Source organism: Kitasatospora sp. NPDC052896 (assembly GCF_044547075.1).
Taxonomy (GTDB): Bacteria; Actinomycetota; Actinomycetes; order Streptomycetales; family Streptomycetaceae; genus Kitasatospora.
Genome location: NZ_JBITZU010000006.1, coordinates 11990 through 28761, shown reverse-complemented (window position 1 = coordinate 28761; position 16772 = coordinate 11990). Strand labels below are relative to the sequence as shown.

Genomic DNA, 16772 nt, shown 5'->3' with positions numbered 1-16772 from the left:
CGACGCCCGACGTTTGGCAGCGCCGCCGCGCCATGGCGAACGGGCGCGAATGGGCCGCCTCGGAACGGCCCTACGCAGCGATCGTAACCCGCACGCCCGGGCGGCGCAGGACGGCGGCGCCCGTCACCATCCGTGGCCTGTCCGGACTCGGAGCCCACCAGGAACCGCCCCCCGCGACGAGACTCCGCGCCAGCGCCCAACGAAACCCCGGAGACCCGGACCGCCCGGACCACGAGCCCTGCCCTTTCGGGCTCATCTGCTTTCTTCCCCACCTCTCGCCAGCTTTTTCTGATCGAATAAAGAACGTCTGCCTCATGTCATGCCGGACGGGCTCCGCCACTCCATGCGAACGTATCGACACGGGAGGTCTCCTGGTGACGCACGACATCCGCTTCGTCGTGTTGGGGCGGATGGCGGCACATAACGAGACGGTCGCCATCCCTACTGGTTCCCCACAGCAACAGGCCATGCTGGCGGCCCTGTTGCTGCGCGGCGGGACGGCCGTACCGGCCGAGGAGTTGATCTACGCGCTCTGGGGCGAGGAGGTGCCCGACACCGCGGTGCGCGTCCTGCGCACCTACGCCTGGCGCTGGCGCAGGGCCCTGGAGCAGGCCGGGGCCGACGGGCGGGTGCTCCAGTCGGTCGGCGACGGGTACCAACTCGACCTGCCGGCGGAGAACCTGGACGCTTGGCAGGCCGAGCGGATCTCCGAGGCCGCGGCGCGAGCCCAGGAGGACGGGGACACGGCGAGCGCGGGGCGGCTGCTCGACGCGGCGATCGGCCTGTGGCGGGGCGAGCCGCTCGCGGGCATACCCGGGCCGTACGCGCAGCGCCAACGTGACCGGCTCAGCGAGCTGCGACTCGCCCTGCGGGAGCGGCAGTTCGACTGCGAACTGCAACTCGGCCGGTTCACCCTGATGGTGCCCGCGCTGGCCGAATTCACTACCGAAAACCCGACCCGCGAACGCCCGTACGCGATGCTGATGCGCGCGCTGTACGCAACGGGCCGCCAGGCCGACGCGCTGACGGTCTTCGACGGGGTGCGCCGGCTGCTCGGCGAGGAGTTGGGGGTCGTCCCCGGGCCCGAACTCCAGGCCCTCCATCGGCAGGTACTGGCGAACGACCCGCTTCTCGTGATGGAGTCCAAGTCCGTCTCCCCGACCGCACCGGCGGCCGACCTCGGCTCGCCGGGTGACCGCGGCCCAACCGACGTACTGCTGGCCGACGGCACCGAACAGTCCGCTTCCGCACTGCCGATCCCAGCGCAACTCCCATCGGACATCGTCGACTTCATCGGTCGCGAACGGGTGGTCACGGAGCTGTGCGAGGCGCTGGCCAGGCCCGTCACGGAGGGGCTGCGCACCGCCGTACTGATCGGCATGGGAGGCGTGGGCAAGACCACGGCGGCGCTGCGGGTCGCGCACCGCGTCCGCGGCAACTTCCCGGACGGCCAGCTCTACGCTGATCTCGGTGGCGACGAGGCTCGGGCGGCCGGGCCGGGCGAAGTGCTGGCGAGCTTCCTGGCCGCCCTCGGCATCACGGGTCCCGCGCTGCCGAAGACACTGGCGGACCGGGCCCGCCTCTACCGCTCGCTGCTCGACGGGCGGCGAGTCCTGGTGGTGCTCGACAACGCCCAGGACACCGCCCAGGTCAGCCCGTTGCTGCCCGGCTCCAAGAGCTGCGCGGTCATCTTGACCAGCCGCCGTCGACTCTTCGGCCTGCCGGCCGAGATCCAACTGGACCTGGAGGTCTTCGAGGCCGAGGAGGCGCTGGCGCTGCTCGCCAAGGTGGCTGGTCCCAGACGAGTGGCCGCCGATCCGCAGGCCGCGCGGGAGTTGGTCGCGGCCTGCGGTCAACTGCCGCTCGCCGTGCGCATCGTGGCTGCGCGGCTGGCTTCCCGGCCGGCCTGGACCGTGGCCAGGCTGGCCGGGAAGCTGGCCGACGAACGTCGCCGGATGGCGGAGCTGGTGGTCGGCGATCTGGCCGTGGCCAGCACCTTCGAGTGGGGCTACCGACAGCTGAAGCCGGAGCAGGCCAGAGCCTTTCGCCTGATCGCCAGTACCGCCCGGCCCGACATCGGTCTGCCGGCCACCGCCGCGGTCCTGGGGATCTCGGAGGAGACCGCCGAGCACCTCCTGGAATCCCTGGTCGATGCCGGCATGTTGATCACCCGCAGCGCCGACCGGTACGGCTGCCACGACCTGCTCCGGGCCTTCGCGCTGGAACAGTTGACCCGCGACCCGGGGGGCACCGAGCGGATCACCGCGGTCGGCCGGTTACTGAACTTCCTGCTGGCCACCGCCTCGTCGGCGTTCCAGGCGATGGTGCCGGGCGACCCCGTCGCCAGCACGCTCTCCGTGGCACCGGCCGACGGCGCCTGGTTCAGCGATGCCGGCGCGGCCCGGGCCTGGGTCGCCGCCGAGGCGGAAGGCGCGGTGGCCGCGGTGCTGGCGGCCACCGCGGAGCTGCCCGAGCTCGGTGCGACGATGCTGCGCACCGCGGCCGACATGCTGATCGCGCTGAGCCCGTTCGGCCGGGACGTGCCGTACGAGCAACTCGCCACCGCCGCCTCGGCCGTGGCGGAGATCGCGGTCCTCACCGGCGATCAGCTGTCGCAGGGGCGCGCCCAGTTCATCCTGGGCAACGTCGCGCTGCAGGCCACCCGGCTGACCGAGGCCGAACAGCACAGTCGACGTGCCGTCGAGTCCTGCCGGGCAACCCACGACACGGTGATCCTCCGTCAGGCGCTCAACGACCTGGGCCTGATCGCCCAGTACCAGCACCGATTCGCGCAGGCCGGCGACTACTACGACGAGTCCGCCGCGCTGGCCCGGGAGTTGGGGCACCGGTCGGGCGAGCTGACGACCGTCCTCAACGCCGCGCTGGCCCGGGCCAGGAGCGGCCGGGCGGAGGAGGCGGTCGCCGCCTGTCAAGCCACCTTGTCGGCGCTGCACGCGGTGGGTGACCGCCACGGTGCCGCGTACGCGCTCTACGTCCTCGGCTTCGCCCAGCACGAGGCGGGCCGTTTCGAGTCGGCGGTGGCCGCCTTCCACGACTGCCTCGACCTCTGCACCGAAGTGAACCTCCCGGTCCGGGCCGTACCCGCCCGCTACCGACTCGCCGACTCGCTCCGTGCCCTCGGCCGGTCGGCGGAGGCCGTCCTGGAAGCCGAGCGAGCGGTGACGGACTGCGCGCACCTGGGCGCCGAGCGGGACCGCGGCTACGCGCTGCGCATCCTGGCGCAGGCGCTGATGGAGCTGGGCGACCCGGAGACGGCCGGGCTACGGCTGTACGAGGCCCATGCCGTCTTCACCCGGTTGGGGCTGCCGGACCGGGAGGAGACCGCACGACTGCTGGCACTGGCCTGGCCCACCGTGCCCGTCGAGTAGTGGGCCGGCGCTCGATCAGGATCCGGTGCTGTTCCACTCCTTGATCTCGGCACCGCCGGAGCCGTACTGGGTCGGGGCGCCGTTGCTGGTCGTGACGAGGGCGGCGGCGTGCGTCGCCCCGCCCTGGGTGGCCGTCACCGCCATCGGGAGCACGGCGGCCAGCGCACAGACCGAGACAGCACCCAGGGCGGCACGGGTGGGCAGGAAGGGCACAGCTCGCTTCATATCCAATACCTCTGGTTCAAGTTGATCAGCTTGTGGCTGCTTCGGTCAGAAGTTTGGCGGACACCGATCAACGAACGATCAACGGGCTTCACCGCGCTGTCGGCTCGCACGCTTCATCGCCTGGGGTGGCTGCTGGTCCCGTGCCGGATGCCTCGGGTGGCGGCCGGCAAGTGACCCGTGCCAGCACGAGTTCGAGCCTCGCCAGGCCGGGCCAGGCCCAGCAGCCGCCGGTAGCCACCGCCCGGGCCGTAGATCGGCCGTAGATTTGACGTCTATCGCCGCTTGCGAGCGTTCAACGCGTCACTCGGGGAACGGCACCGGCTCCGTGACGGTGCCGGTGCCGCCGTCCGCCCGCTCAGCCTGGGCCCGCCCGCCCGCCGTCGCGGCCAGGATCTGTCCCCCGCCTCCCCGTCCTTCAGTCCGGTCCGCCGCGTGCCGCGCAGCGGCCGGACCACCACGCGCTGTCCAGCCCGCCCAGAAAGAGGTCGTTCCGATGAGCCAGGAGAACGCGATCGCGATCATCGGGATGTCCTGCCGGCTGCCCGGCGCCCGGGACGTCGCCGAGTTCTGGGCGAACCTGCGGACGGGCGCGGACGGCCTGCGCCGTTTCACACCCGCCGAACTGCTGGCGGCCGGGGTGGACCCGGCGCTGATCGAACACCCCGACTACGTGCCGGTTCGAGGCGTTCTCCCCGACGCCGACCACTTCGACTGGGAGCACTTCGGCTACAGCGCGGCCGAGGCCGAGGGGATCGACCCCCAGCAACGAGTGTTCCTGGAGTGCGCGGCGCAGGCGCTGGACGACGCCGGTGTCGACCCCGCGCGCACCGACGGCTGGATCGGTGTCTACGCGGGCTGCGACACCGCCGCACCGCCCGCCTTCAGCGGCGCCGACCCGACCCGGGCCACCATGCGGATCATCGGCTACGAGAAGGACTTCCTGGCCACCCGGGTCGCCTACAAGCTGGGGCTGCGCGGACCGGCCGTCAGCGTCCAGACCGCCTGCTCGACCTCGCTGGTCGCCGTGCACCAAGCCTGTCGCGCCCTCCTCGGGTACGAGTGCGACACCGCGTTGGCCGGTGGGGTGACGGTCCGGCTGCCCGAGGCCGGCGGCTACCTCTACCAGGAGGGCAACATCCTCGCCAAGGACGGTCGTTGCCGAGCCTTCGACGCGGCGGCCACCGGCACGGTGAGCAGCAGCGGAGTCGGTGTGGTGGTGCTCAAACGGCTGGCCGACGCCCTGGAGCACGGTGACCGCGTCATCGCGGTGATCCACGGTTCGGCGATCAACAACGACGGTGGCGAGAAGATCGGCTACACCGCGCCCTCGGTGACCGGTCAGCGCGACGTGATCCAGCTCGCACTGGCCCAAGCCGGCGTCGAGGCGGACGACATCGGCTACGTGGAGGCGCACGGCACCGGAACCCGGGTCGGCGACCCCGTCGAGCTGGCCGCGCTCACCGCGGCCTACCGGGCGAGCACCGACCGCACCGGCTACTGCCTGCTCGGTGCCGCGAAGGCCAACCTCGGTCACACCGGGGCCGCGTCGGGCGTGGCCGGGCTGATCAAGACGGCGTTGATGCTCCAGCACCGGGAGTTCGTGCCGACCCCGCACTTCGAGCGCCCCAACCCCGACCTCAAGCTCGATGACACGCCGTTCCGGATCAGCACGACGTTGCACCCATGGCCCAGCGCGGGTCCCCGGTTGGCCGGGGTGAGCTCGTTCGGGATCGGTGGCACCAACGCGCACGTGGTACTGGGGGAGGCCCCGCCGCCCGCGTCCGAGGCGACGAGCGGGCAGGGAGCCGCCGAGCCGGTGGTGCTCTGTCTGTCGACGACCTCCCCGCAGACCCTGGGCACCCTGCGCGACCAGCTCGCCGATCGGCTCGCCGCACCGGATGCCCCCGCCTTGGTCGACACCGCCCGCACCCTGGCCGACCGGCGCCGCTTCCGCCACCGCGTGACGGTGCTGGTCGACGATCCGGCCCGAGCCGCCCAGCAGGTGCGCGAGGCCGAGCGGGTCACCCTCGCGCTGCGCACTCCCGAACCGGCCTTCCTCTTCCCCGGTCAGGGCGCCTTGCGGGCCGGCTACGGACGGGGTGCCCACGGGCTGCTCCCGGTCTTCCGTGACGTCTTCGAGGACTGCCGGGCGCAGGTCCGGCGACGGTTCGGCGTGGAGCTCGCCGCGATGCTGGACCCGACCACCGCGGCGTCCTGGTTCGCCGACACCCGGCACCAACAGCTCGGCCTGTTCGTCCTGGGCTACGGCCTGGCACGGCAGTTGGAAGCCTGGGAGGTGCACCCGACGGCCCTGTTCGGGCACAGCGTCGGCGAGTACACCGGCGCCGCGGTGGCCGGCCTCTGGGAGCTGCCGGACGCGCTCGGCCTAGTCTGGCAGCGCGCGCAGGCCATGCACGACGCCGCCCCCGGCCGGATGGTGGCACTGCGGATCGGCGCGGACCAGGCCGGCTCGCTGCTCGACCACGAGGTGACGCTCGCGGTGGCGGGCGGTGATCACGTGGTGCTCTCCGGTCCGGTGGCCCGGATCAGCGCGCTGGCCAGGGAGCAGCGCGAACAGGGCGTCCAGGTCCGCCTGTTGGAGACCGAACACGCCTTCCACTCACCACTGATGGCCCCCGCCGCCGAGGCGCTGCGCCGGGCGGTGGCGACTACCGCGCACCAGAAGCCGCGGATCCCACTCGTCTCCAACCTCACCGGCGGCTGGGCCGACCCGGCCGGCCTGGGCGATCCCGACTACTGGGCCGGCCAACTGCTGGGCACCGTCCGCCTTGACCGGGGGCTGCGCACCCTGGTCGGCGGTGGCGCCAACGTGCTGATCGAACTCGGCCCCGGCAACGGCCTGAGCCGGCAGGCCGTGGTCGGGGCGCGCGGCGCCCAGGTGCCGGGCGCGGTGGCGCTCCTCGGGCGCGACCCCGGGCAGGAGGCCGCTGCCGTGCTGCGCGGACTGGGCCGGCTCTGGGAGCAGGGGGTGGCGGTGCCCTGGGAGGAGCTGCGCCCGGCCGGGCGGGGCCAGTTGGTCTCGCTGCCACCGCATCCGATGGCGGGCACCCGCTGCCGTCCGGCCTCGCCACCGGCCCCGCAGCCGATGCGGCAGCCGGCACAGGACAGCCCGGCACGGGGGACGCGGCCGCCACACCCCACACGGGGAACCCAGGTGATCGGCCGGGACGGCTCCCCCGATGCCCGGCTGGAGCGGCTGTCGGCCCTGTGGTGCGCCGCACTGGGCGTGGGTAGCGCGGTCGCCGGTGACGACTTCTACGAACTCGGCGGTTCGTCCCTGATGATCGTGGGTCTGCTCGCCCAGGTCCGGGCGGAGACCGGGACACAGATCCCGGCCGCCGCCGTGGCGACCACCCTGACCTTCCGTCGCCTGGTCGAGCTGGCCAGGCCGCGGACACCGGCAGGCGAAAGCGCGACGAGGGCCCGGACCGCTTCCGCCCCCCGCGGTGCGCTACCGGACGTCCCCGGACTCACGCTGCTGCGTGACGGCGGTCCGCGCGAGCCGCTCTTCCTCCTCGCGCCGGCGGGCGGCAGCACGTTGAGCTACCGGCACCTGGCGGCGGCGATGGACGACTCCCGTCCCGTCTACGGCATCGAGTCACCGGGGATGCACGACCGACGGCGCACCCTGTACCGGTTGGAGCAGATCGCCGCTCACCAGGTGAGCGTGCTGCGCCGGGCCCGGCCGAACGGTCCCTACCTGCTGGGTGGTTGGTCGTTCGGTGCGATGGTGGCGCACGAGATGACTCGGCAACTCGCCGCCGAGGGCGCCGAGGTGGGGCTGTTGCTGGCGATCGACGGCTACCTGCCGAACACCGGCGGTCGCCCGGTCGCGGCGCTCCCCCGCTGGCTGAGGCAGGCGCTGGCGTTCCAGGTGGAGGCGGTGGTCAAGCGCGGCCGCTCGAAGCTGCTGGGTGCCGGGCCCGGCCGCGAGGGTGGCACACGGCCCAACGGGTTGAACCGGATCGGTGACCTCGCCGCGCAGCGGACAGCCGGGGTACCCGACTTCGTCCGGGTGCACAACGCCAACCTCACCGCGATGCTCCGTCACCGTCCGCAACCCGCGCCGTGCGGGCTGGTGTTGTTCAAGGCGGCGGCCGACGAGGCGCGCTGTGCGGCGCTGGGTCGCCAGCTCGCCCCGCTCTACCGGGACGCGGTCCAGGTCAGCCCGATCCCTGGCGACCACTGGTCGGCCCTGGGCCCCGAGCACGCCGCCACGCTCGCGGCCGGCCTGCGGTCACACCTCGATCGGCTGGACTGACCCACACCTCCGGCACCGACCCGCACCGCCGACACGGCGGTCCCCAGCAACGACCTCTTCGCCCACCATCCGTTCCACTCCCCCGTCGACCGGCCCGACCGGCCGCCAGTCAAAGGATTCCCGTGTCAGAAGCCGACCGAGCGAGCTGCCCGTACCCCGCGGGCGCCGCCGAGACCGTCCATCAGCTCGACGCCGATTTCACCCAGAACCCGTTCCCCGAACTGGAACGGCTGCTCGAGGCCGGCCCGGTGCACCGGGTGCGGTTGCCGAACGGCGTCGAGCGCTGGCTGATCACCCGCTACGACGAGGTGATGGCAGCGCTGGCCGACCCCCGGCTCAGCAACGAACTGGGCCGCGGCCTCCAGCAGGTGCTACCGCCCGAGCCGCTGCCGCCGCGCTGGCAGGTGACACTGCGCACCAGCAAGCTGCTCGGCCGGGCGATGGCCAACCTCGACCCGCCGGACCACGACCGCCTGCGCAAGCTGGTGGTGCGGGCCTTCAGCGCCAAGCGGATCGAGGGCATGCGCCCGCGGATCCAGGAGATCACCGACGAGCTGTTCGACGCGCTCGACGGACGCGCCGAGTTCGACCTGGTGGAGGCGGTCTCCAACCAGCTGCCGATCACGGTGATCTGCGAGCTGCTCGGTGTCTCCGCCGCCGACGCGGACCTGTTCCGCACCGCGGCCAGTGTCCTCGGCGGCATGCAGGCGGACGACGAGGCCGCCCGCCGGACCATCGAGGCGCTGGACGCCTTCGACACGTACGTGCGCGGGCTCGTCGTGGCCCGGCGTGCCGCTCCCGGCCCAGACCTGTTCAGCGAGCTGACCAAGGTGAGCGCCGACGGCCAGTCGCTGACCGACGACGAGTTGGTCAGCATGGCCGGGCTGCTGCTGTTCGGCGGCTACGAGACCTCCGCGCAGCTGATCAGCAGCGCGGTGCTCTCGCTGCTGCGCGAGCCCGAGCAGTTGGCACTGGTGCGGGCCGATCCCGCGCTGCTCCCCGACGTCGTCGACGAGGTGATGCGGCACGAGGGCCCGGTCAACCCGGGGCTGAACCGGTACGCGCTGGAGGACATCGAGATCGGCGGTGTGACGATCCCGCAGGGCTCCTACGTCGTCCTCGGCGTGGCCACCGCCAACCGCGACCCCCGCCACTGGCCGGATCCCGATCGCTTCGACGTCACCCGGGCGGCGACCGCCAAGCAACTGGGCTTCGGCTACGGCCTGCACTACTGCATCGGCGCCCGGCTGGCTCAGCTGGAGGTCGAGATCACCCTGGGCACCGCGCTGCGCCGGTACCCGAAGCTGCGCCTCGCGGTGCCGGCCGACCAGCTCAGCTGGCGCGCCGGATCGGTGCGCGGCGTGCGCGAGTTGCCGCTGCGCGTCGACTGACCGAGGCTCCCCGGGCCCACCGGCGTGCGCCCGCCACTCCCTCCTTCCGACCATCGAAAGGCACTGCTATGTCCGGGATCGCCGGCTGGGTCGATCGCGGCCGTGACCTGACCCGTGAGGGTCTGGCCACGGCCACGATGACGGCTCGACTCACCTCACGCGGCCGCCACGGCGAACGGCTGTGGTCCAGCCGTTCCGCCGTGCTCGGGCATCGTGCCGACGCGCTGGACGCGGTGGACGCGCAGCCCACCCTGGTCCAGGACCACGACGGACCGCTCGCGGTGATCACCTTCGACGGGGTGCTCTACAACGCGGCCGAGCTGCGCTCGCTGCTCGCCGATGACGGCCGGCGGGGCCCGCTGACCACCGACGCCGAGGTGGTGCTGCGCGGCTACCTGCGCTGGGGCTGCGCGGTCGCGGAGAGGTTGGAGGGGCTGTTCGCGTTCGCCGTCTGGGACGTCCGGAGCTCCGAACTGGTCCTGTGCCGGGACCGGTTCGGAGTCAAGCCGCTGAGCTACCTGGTGCTGCCGGACGGTGTGCTGTTCGCCTCGGAGGTGGCCGCGCTGACCGCGCACCCGCTGGTGCGGGCCGAGTTGGACGCCGAGAGCCTGTGCTCGGTGCTGGCCCAGGTGCGCCGGCCCGGCCACGCGGGGCTGCGCGGGCTGCGCGAGGTGCGGCCCGCGCACCTGACCCGGTTCCGGACCGACGGGGTCGTCGAGCAGCGGTACTGGTCACTGGAGGCCCGGCCGCACACCCAGGAGCTGGCGCCGACCATGGAGACCGCCCGCGGCCTGCTCGACGACGCGATCGCGCGACAGCGCGGGGCCGGCACGCCGACGGTGCTGCTCTCCGGTGGGCTGGACTCCAGTGCGCTCACCGGCTTGGCCTCCGAGGTCGCGGGCTGCGCGCCGAACACCTTCACGGTCTCCTTCGGCCACAGCGCCGCCGCGGTGCCCGACCGGCCGTTCGCCCAGGCCGTGGTGGACCGGCTGGGCTGTGACCATCACGAGGTCCTGGTCGAACCGAGCGAGCTGATCGACCCGTTGACCCTGGACGCGGCGCTGGAGGCCAAGGACTATCCCTCGCCGTTCGGCGACAAGAACCTCACCCCGTACCTGTTCTACCGCCGGGTCGCCGAGCACGCGCCGCTGGCCCTGAGCGGGGAGGCCGCCGACGCCGTGTTCGGGGGGCTGCTCAGCGAACAGGAGCGGACGTCGTCCGGGCACCAGACCTTCAGCTGGATCGAGCGGGCCCGCACCTTCGGGATGACGCACGGCATCGGCAACGGCCTGTTCGACGAGGAGTTGCTGCGCGAGGTGGACTACACCGCCTTCTGCGCGGCGCGCTACCAGGAGGCCAGGGAGGAGGTACCGCACCTGGCGGGCTCGAGTGCGCAGGACCAGCGCGCCCGTGAGATCGACTACCTGAACATGACCCGGCTGTTCGAGCAGGCGGTGAACCACTCCGAGCGGCTGGGCGCCGCCGCCGGGCTCCAGATCCGCTTCCCGTTCGCCGACCACCGGCTGTTCGGCTACCTCTACAACGTCCCGTGGCGGATGAAGTCCTTCGACGGCCGGGAGAAGAGCCTGCTCCGGGCGATCGCCAAGGACCTGCTGCCCGCCTCGGTCCTGGAACGGCCGAAGGTACCTTTCCCGATCACCTACCACGCCGGGTACAAGCAGTCGCTGGTCAGCAGGCTTCGCGAGGTGCTGGAGGACCCGGGCGCACCGGTGCTGCCGCTGCTCGACCTGCCCGCGGTCGCCAAGGTGGTGGACGATCCGAGGCTGCTGGACCGCGGCGGCTGGCTGGGACGGGCCGACACCGAGATGGTGCTCCAGCTCGACAGCTGGCTGCGCCGGCGCGACGTCCGGCTGGCGCTGTGAGCGGCGCGCCCGGCCAGTCCACCAGCGAGGCCAAGACCCCCGTGCCGAACCCGACTCCAGCTGAGGCCCAGCCATGACCGACATCGTCCAGCGCGACCTGCCCGTCCTCCAGGCGACCGAGCACCGACCGCCCGCGGGCACCGCGGCGGCCGGCTCGCCGCCGCTGCACGAACTCTTCGATGTCCAGGCCGCCCAGGTCCCCGACCGGGTCGCGGTCAGCGATGCCGACGGTTCCCTGACCTACACCCAACTCGCGCTCCGATCCGCCTGGTTGGCGGCCGAGCTGCACGACCGCCTCCCGCAGCCCGGGGCGCGGATCGGGCTGCACCTCGACCGTGGGGTCGACGTGGTCGTGGCGATGCTCGCAGTGCTCAGGAGTGGACACACCTACGTACCGCTCGACCCCGGGTACCCGGCGGAGCGATTGCTCTTCACCGCCCGGGATGCCGAGCTGTCGCTGGTCATCTCCGACCAGCCAGTACCGGCCGAACTCGCGCGGTTGCCGCTGGTGCGGCTGGACGACCTCGAGCAGCCACCGGCACCAGTGCGAGCGCCCCAGCTCGCGGTGGACCCGGACGCGCCCGCGTACGTCATCTACACCTCGGGCTCCACCGGGCGCCCCAAGGGCGTGCAGGTGCCGCACCGCAACGTGGCGGCACTGGTCAGCGCCTGCGTCCAGCGCTACGAGCTGAGCCACCAGGACGTGTGGACGCTCTTCCACTCCTACTCGTTCGACTTCTCGGTCTGGGAGATCTGGGGCGCGCTGCTGACCGGCGGCACCCTGGTCGTGGTGCCGCAGCAGGTCGCGGCCTCGCCACGGGCGATGCTGGAGCTGCTGCACCGCGAGGGCATCACCGTCCTCAACGTGGTGCCCTCGGTCTTCCGGCACCTGACCCGGGCGGCCCGGCGCGCCGGCAGCACGCCGCCGGCCCTGCGCTACGTGATCTTCGGTGGCGAGTCCGTCGACATCCGCGACCCGCGCGCCTGGCGGGCGCTGGCCCCCCGGCGGACCCGGTTCGTCAACACCTACGGCATCACCGAAGCCACCGTCTTCGTCACCTACCGGCTCTTCACCGAGGAGGAGTTGGACCGGGCACCGGAGGCACCCGGGGGGTCGGCCTTCGCGCTGGACATCGGCGAGCCGCTGGCCGGCTGGGAGGTTCTGGTGGTCGGCGAGGACGGCGCGCCGATCGGCCCCGGCGAGGTCGGCGAGATCCTGGTGGCGGGCTGCGGGGTCGCCCTCGGCTATCTCCACCGGCCCGAACTGACCGCCGAGCGGTTCCCCGACCTGCCCGCGCCCGGTGGCGGCAGCCGGCGTTACTACCGCAGCGGCGACCTGGCCAGGCTGCTGCCGGACGGCATGTTCTGTTACGCCGGTCGGGCCGACGACCAGGTGAAGATCAACGGCTTCCGGATCGAGCTCGGCGAAGTGACGGCCCGCCTCCAGGACGCGCCCGGCGTACGGGAGTTGGAGGTGGTCAGGACGGTGAGCCGGATCGGCGAGCCGATGCTCACCGCGTTCTACACCACGCCCGACGCCGCCCCGCCCACCGGGACCCCAACCGCCGGGAGCCCAACCGCCGGGACCTCGCCGACCGAGCAGGAGCACGCGGAGCAGTTGGCCGCCCACGCGCGCCAGGTGCTGCCGGCGCACCTCGTTCCCGCCCGCTTCGTCCGGCTCACCGAGCTGCCGGCCAACCCGTCCGGCAAGACCGATCGCAAGGCGCTCTCCGCGTGGCCATGGCAGTCCCCTCCGACCCCGCCCTTCAGCTGACGGAACGTCACACTGCCAACCCCCACACCCGAAGGACTCCGATGGCTGCAAGCACCCGTAACCTCGCCAGCGACCCCGACCGACCCAGCTTCCTGGAGGAGCTGTACCAGGGCCGGTTCCGCTGGGACCTGATCCATCCCTTCCCCACCCAGCGGCCGGACGACCGCGAACGCGGCGACGCGGCCGTGGCCGCGCTCGGCGCCTTCCTGCGCGAGCGCATCGACCCCACCGAGGTCGACGTCGACGGCGCCCTGCCGGACGGCTTCCTGACGGAGTTGGGCCAGCACGGCTACCTCAGGCTCCAGGCCGGCGCGGACCTCGGCGGCCACGGCCTGTCCTCGCTCAACACCTTCCGGGTGATCGAGGAGGCCGCCTCCTGGTGCCTGCCGGTCGCGGTGCTGCTGGGCATCGAGAACGCCCTGGGGGCCGGCGCCTTCCTGCCCGTCCTGCCGGCCGGCCCACTGGCCGACCGCGTCCGTGACCAGGTGCTGGCGGGGGCGCCGTCCGGCAGTGCGGACACCGAGCCGGCCGGGGCCGCCAACCAGGGGCGGACCACGACGGCCGTCCCGGTGGAGGACGGCGCGGCCTACCTGCTCAACGGGCGCAAGATCCAGGTGGTCAACGCGCCGACCGGGACCCTGTTCAGCGTCACCGCTTCGGTGCGGGCGCCGGACGGCACCGAGCGCAACCGGCTCTTCTTCGTCGACACCGACACACCCGGGGTGCGTCGAGGCGGCTCGCAGGAGCTGATGGGCCTGCGCGGCCTGCCGTTCGGCTGGCTCGACCTGGAGGACGTCCGGGTCCCCGCGGAGTTCGCGCTCGCCGAGCCGGACCCGGAGCACACCTCGCGACTGACGCCGGCGGTCTCCCTGCTGGTGGTCAGGGGCCGGCTGTACATCATCGCCGCGCCCTCGCTGGCCACCGCGAAGCTCTGCCTGCGCTGGGCGAGTGACTTCGTGGCGCGTCGTTCGGTGGATGGTCGGGGCCTCGGGGAGTACGAGGAGATCCAGCGCCAACTGGCCGAGTCGCGGGCCGAGACCTTCGCCCTGGAGAGCACGGCGCACTGGAGCCTGCTCGGCGAGGACCAGGACACGGACATCAACCTCAAGTTCGAGCAGAACGCCTCGAAGAACATCTGCTCGGTGTTGGGTTGGCGGATCGCCGAGCGGACCCTGTCCATGCTGGGCGGCGAGGGCTACGAGAGCGCGCAGAGCAAGCAGCGCCGGCAGGTGCCGCCGGCCCCGCTGGAGCGGGCCTTCCGTGACGTCCGCGGCCTGCGGATCACCGGGGGCGTCGACTTCCTGCTCGACTGCTGGAGCGGCGGGCGCACGCTGCTCTCGTACTACTACCCCGAGCCCGACCACGCGGCCGAGTTGGCGGCGGAGCACGCCCCGCCGGCAGACTTCGGCGACCACGCGCTCTCGACGCGCAACCTGGCGCACCTGCGCTTCGTGCGTCAGGAGGTACACCGGTTCGGCCGCGACTGCCTCGAATTGACCCGTCGCCACCCGCAGCGCTCCGAACTAGCCTCCCGGCAGCGGCTGTTGATCCTGCTCAATCGGACCGCCACCGAGCTGATGACGATGTCACTCACCCTGGCGCGCGCCGCGAGCCTGGCCACCGCCGGGCAGCAGGACCCGCAGGACCTCGCCGACGTGTACTGCACCACCGCCCGGGCCCGGCTGGCCGATCTGCGGCACCAGCGCGACCAGGAGGACGAACCCGCGGCCGCCCGGGCCGCGTTCGCGCGCCTCGGTTCCCCCCTGCCGAGCCGGCCCGAGCCCGGCCAGGACGCGCCGCCCTCCGACGTGACGACCGCCGATGCCCTCGGGGCCGGCCGACGAGCGAGGAACTGACGATGACCAACAACTACCGGACGGCCCAGCCGGGTACCGATCCGATCTGCGAACTCCCGCTCTCCGTCGGCCAGGAGGCCATGTGGGTCTCCTGGCGGCTCGACCCCCAGCAGTGGACCCACATCATTCCGACCCCGTTCCGGATCGAGGGCACCCTTGATCCGCGGCGGCTGCGACAGGCGATCGCCGCGCTGGGCGAGGCCTACCCGCAGCTGCGGGCCCGGGTGGTCAACGGCCCGGCCGGCCCACGGCTCAGCTGGGCGGACGCGCCACCGATCCCGGTGGCGGAGCACACCGTGACGGGCAGCCTGGAGCAGGCCGTCCGACGCACCTGGCAGCGGCCGTTCGACCTGACCAGCGGACCGCTGGCCAGGGTCGACGTGCTGCACGGCGGCGAGGGCAGCGTGCTGCTGATCGCCGTACACCACCTGGTGTACGACGGCGCCTCCGTCCTGACGCTGCTGAGCGCACTGCGGGACGCCTACGCCGGGCAGGCCGTGACCCCGGCCGACCACCTCGGCCCGCTGACCGCGTTCGCCCGGCGTTCGCGCGAGCTGGCCGACACCCCCGCCGGTGATCCGCAGCGGGCCCACTGGCGCGCGGCGCTGGGGACCGGGACGGACTTCGAGCTGCCCGCCACCGTGGACGAGCCCGGCTACACGGTGCTCAGCACCGAGGTGCCGGCCGCGCTGGTGCCGCAACTGCGGGCGCGGGCCGACGAGCTGGGGGTGTCGTACTTCACCGTGCTGCTCGGTGGGTACTTCGCGCTGCTGCGGCGCTTCGCGGGAGAGGACGACCTGCTCGCCTCGATCCCGTTCCACGGCCGTTCGATGGCCGAACTCCGCGACAAGGTCGGCTACTTCGTCAACGCCCTGCCCATGCGTCACCAGCTGCGCGGCACCGACAGCTACGCGAGCCTGATCCGCGCCCTGCGGGGCGAGGTGCGGGCCGCGATGGCGCACGGCGACCTGCCGCTGCCGGCGATCCTGCGTGAGGTCGGCCTCACCGGTTGGCAGGCGCACGCGCGCAGCCACCAGACGGTCTTCCAGTACTGGCACGCCGGGCTGCACCAGGAGGTCGACGTACAGCGGCTGGACCTGCACGCCGAGGGCGCCTCGTGCCGGCTGAGCCTGCTCGACATGGAGAGCAGCGCCGACTACACCCTGGCGGTGATGGTCCGCGAGGACAGCGGCGGCACCCACGTGCTGTGGAAGGACCCCGCCGGGGTGGTCGGTCCCACGCTGCTGACCGCGATGGCGGAGCACTACACGGCGGTGCTGGCCGCCATCGCGGCCGACCCCGACGAGCCGGTCGGCCCGCTCGGCGAGCGGGTCGACACGCCGACGGGCACCGTGCACACCCGCGAGGTGGCCGCGCTGCTCGAGGAGCATCCCTCGATCACGCGGGCGGTGGTGACGCCGACCGGTGGCGACGCCGACCTCGCGGTGCGGCTGACCGTGGACGGGGCCGTCGGCGGGCCACAGGTGCCGGCGGCGGCGCTGACGCTGCTGCGCGAGCACTTCGGGGACCGGGTCCCGCGGGTCCGGTTCAGCCAGGCAGCTCAGACGGACGCCGGCACCGACCGCCGTTCCGCGGGGGCGGCCGGTGCCACCGTGGCGGCGCTGGTGGAACTCTGGCAAGAGGTCCTGGGCATCGAAGACATCACCACCGAAGACTCCTTCTTCGAACTCGGCGGACACTCCCTGCTCGCCGCCGAACTCGTCGACCTCACCAGCGAACGCTTCGGCGTCCGAACCGCCGTCCGCGCCCTCTTCGAACACCCCCGACTGGGCGACTTCGCCACCCACCTCGACGAACTGCGCGGCCCCCAACCCACAGCGCACACCACCAGCACGGCGGCCGATGCCACCGTGGCCGCGCTGGTGGAACTCTGGCAAGAGGTCCTGGGCATCGAAGACATCACCACCGAAGACTCCTTCTTCGAACTCGGCGGACACTCCCTGCTCGCCGC

Annotated in this window: 8 protein-coding genes; 7 read left to right on the top strand and 1 reads right to left on the bottom strand. The window is 72.8% G+C overall.

Going from position 1 to position 16772, the window contains the following annotated elements; all coding sequences use genetic code 11:
* Positions 1 to 374 precede the first annotated feature (374 nt).
* Positions 375 to 3389 carry an AfsR/SARP family transcriptional regulator gene (locus tag ACIGXM_RS14900; protein WP_396560749.1) on the top strand — a complete coding sequence of 1005 codons (3015 nt, stop codon included), beginning with the start codon at positions 375 to 377 and terminating at the stop codon, positions 3387 to 3389.
* Between the two features lie 15 nt (positions 3390 to 3404).
* On the opposite strand, the gene ACIGXM_RS14895 is transcribed toward ACIGXM_RS14900, so the two are convergent.
* The gene (locus ACIGXM_RS14895) at positions 3405 to 3614 is read right to left on the bottom strand and encodes a hypothetical protein (RefSeq protein WP_396560747.1); all 210 of its coding nucleotides are present in this window, start codon (positions 3612 to 3614) and stop codon (positions 3405 to 3407) included.
* A gap of 493 nt (positions 3615 to 4107) precedes the next feature.
* Between ACIGXM_RS14895 and ACIGXM_RS14890 the strand changes: the two genes are divergently transcribed.
* From ACIGXM_RS14890 to ACIGXM_RS14865, 6 genes are all read left to right on the top strand, one after another.
* Positions 4108 to 7896, top strand: coding sequence for a type I polyketide synthase (locus tag ACIGXM_RS14890; RefSeq protein ID WP_396560745.1), 3789 nt, complete (start codon positions 4108 to 4110; stop codon positions 7894 to 7896).
* Positions 7897 to 8018: 122 nt separating this feature from the next.
* On the top strand, positions 8019 to 9287 hold the full coding sequence (locus tag ACIGXM_RS14885) for a cytochrome P450 (RefSeq protein WP_396560743.1): 1269 nt from the start codon (positions 8019 to 8021) through the stop codon (positions 9285 to 9287).
* 68 nt (positions 9288 to 9355) lie between these two features.
* Positions 9356 to 11170 carry an asparagine synthase (glutamine-hydrolyzing) gene (gene asnB, locus ACIGXM_RS14880; protein ID WP_396560741.1) on the top strand — a complete coding sequence of 605 codons (1815 nt, stop codon included), beginning with the start codon at positions 9356 to 9358 and terminating at the stop codon, positions 11168 to 11170.
* A gap of 73 nt (positions 11171 to 11243) precedes the next feature.
* Positions 11244 to 12944, top strand: a complete 1701-nt coding sequence (locus ACIGXM_RS14875) for an amino acid adenylation domain-containing protein (protein ID WP_396560739.1) — start codon at positions 11244 to 11246, stop codon at positions 12942 to 12944.
* Positions 12945 to 12985: 41 nt separating this feature from the next.
* Positions 12986 to 14800, top strand: a complete 1815-nt coding sequence (locus ACIGXM_RS14870; protein ID WP_396560737.1) for an acyl-CoA dehydrogenase family protein — start codon at positions 12986 to 12988, stop codon at positions 14798 to 14800.
* A gap of 2 nt (positions 14801 to 14802) precedes the next feature.
* The coding region (locus ACIGXM_RS14865) for a condensation domain-containing protein (RefSeq protein ID WP_396560735.1) at positions 14803 to 16772 on the top strand (1970 nt) is incomplete at its 3' end.

Excerpts from the sequence above, each read along its gene's own strand:
- ACIGXM_RS14895 (WP_396560747.1), bottom strand. The coding sequence starts at position 3,614 with ATGAAGCGAGCTGTGCCCTTCCTGCCCACCCGTGCCGCCCTGGGTGCT.
- ACIGXM_RS14890 (WP_396560745.1), top strand. The coding sequence starts at position 4,108 with ATGAGCCAGGAGAACGCGATCGCGATCATCGGGATGTCCTGCCGGCTG.
- asnB (WP_396560741.1), top strand. The coding sequence starts at position 9,356 with ATGTCCGGGATCGCCGGCTGGGTCGATCGCGGCCGTGACCTGACCCGT.
- ACIGXM_RS14875 (WP_396560739.1), top strand. The coding sequence starts at position 11,244 with ATGACCGACATCGTCCAGCGCGACCTGCCCGTCCTCCAGGCGACCGAG.
- ACIGXM_RS14870 (WP_396560737.1), top strand. The coding sequence starts at position 12,986 with ATGGCTGCAAGCACCCGTAACCTCGCCAGCGACCCCGACCGACCCAGC.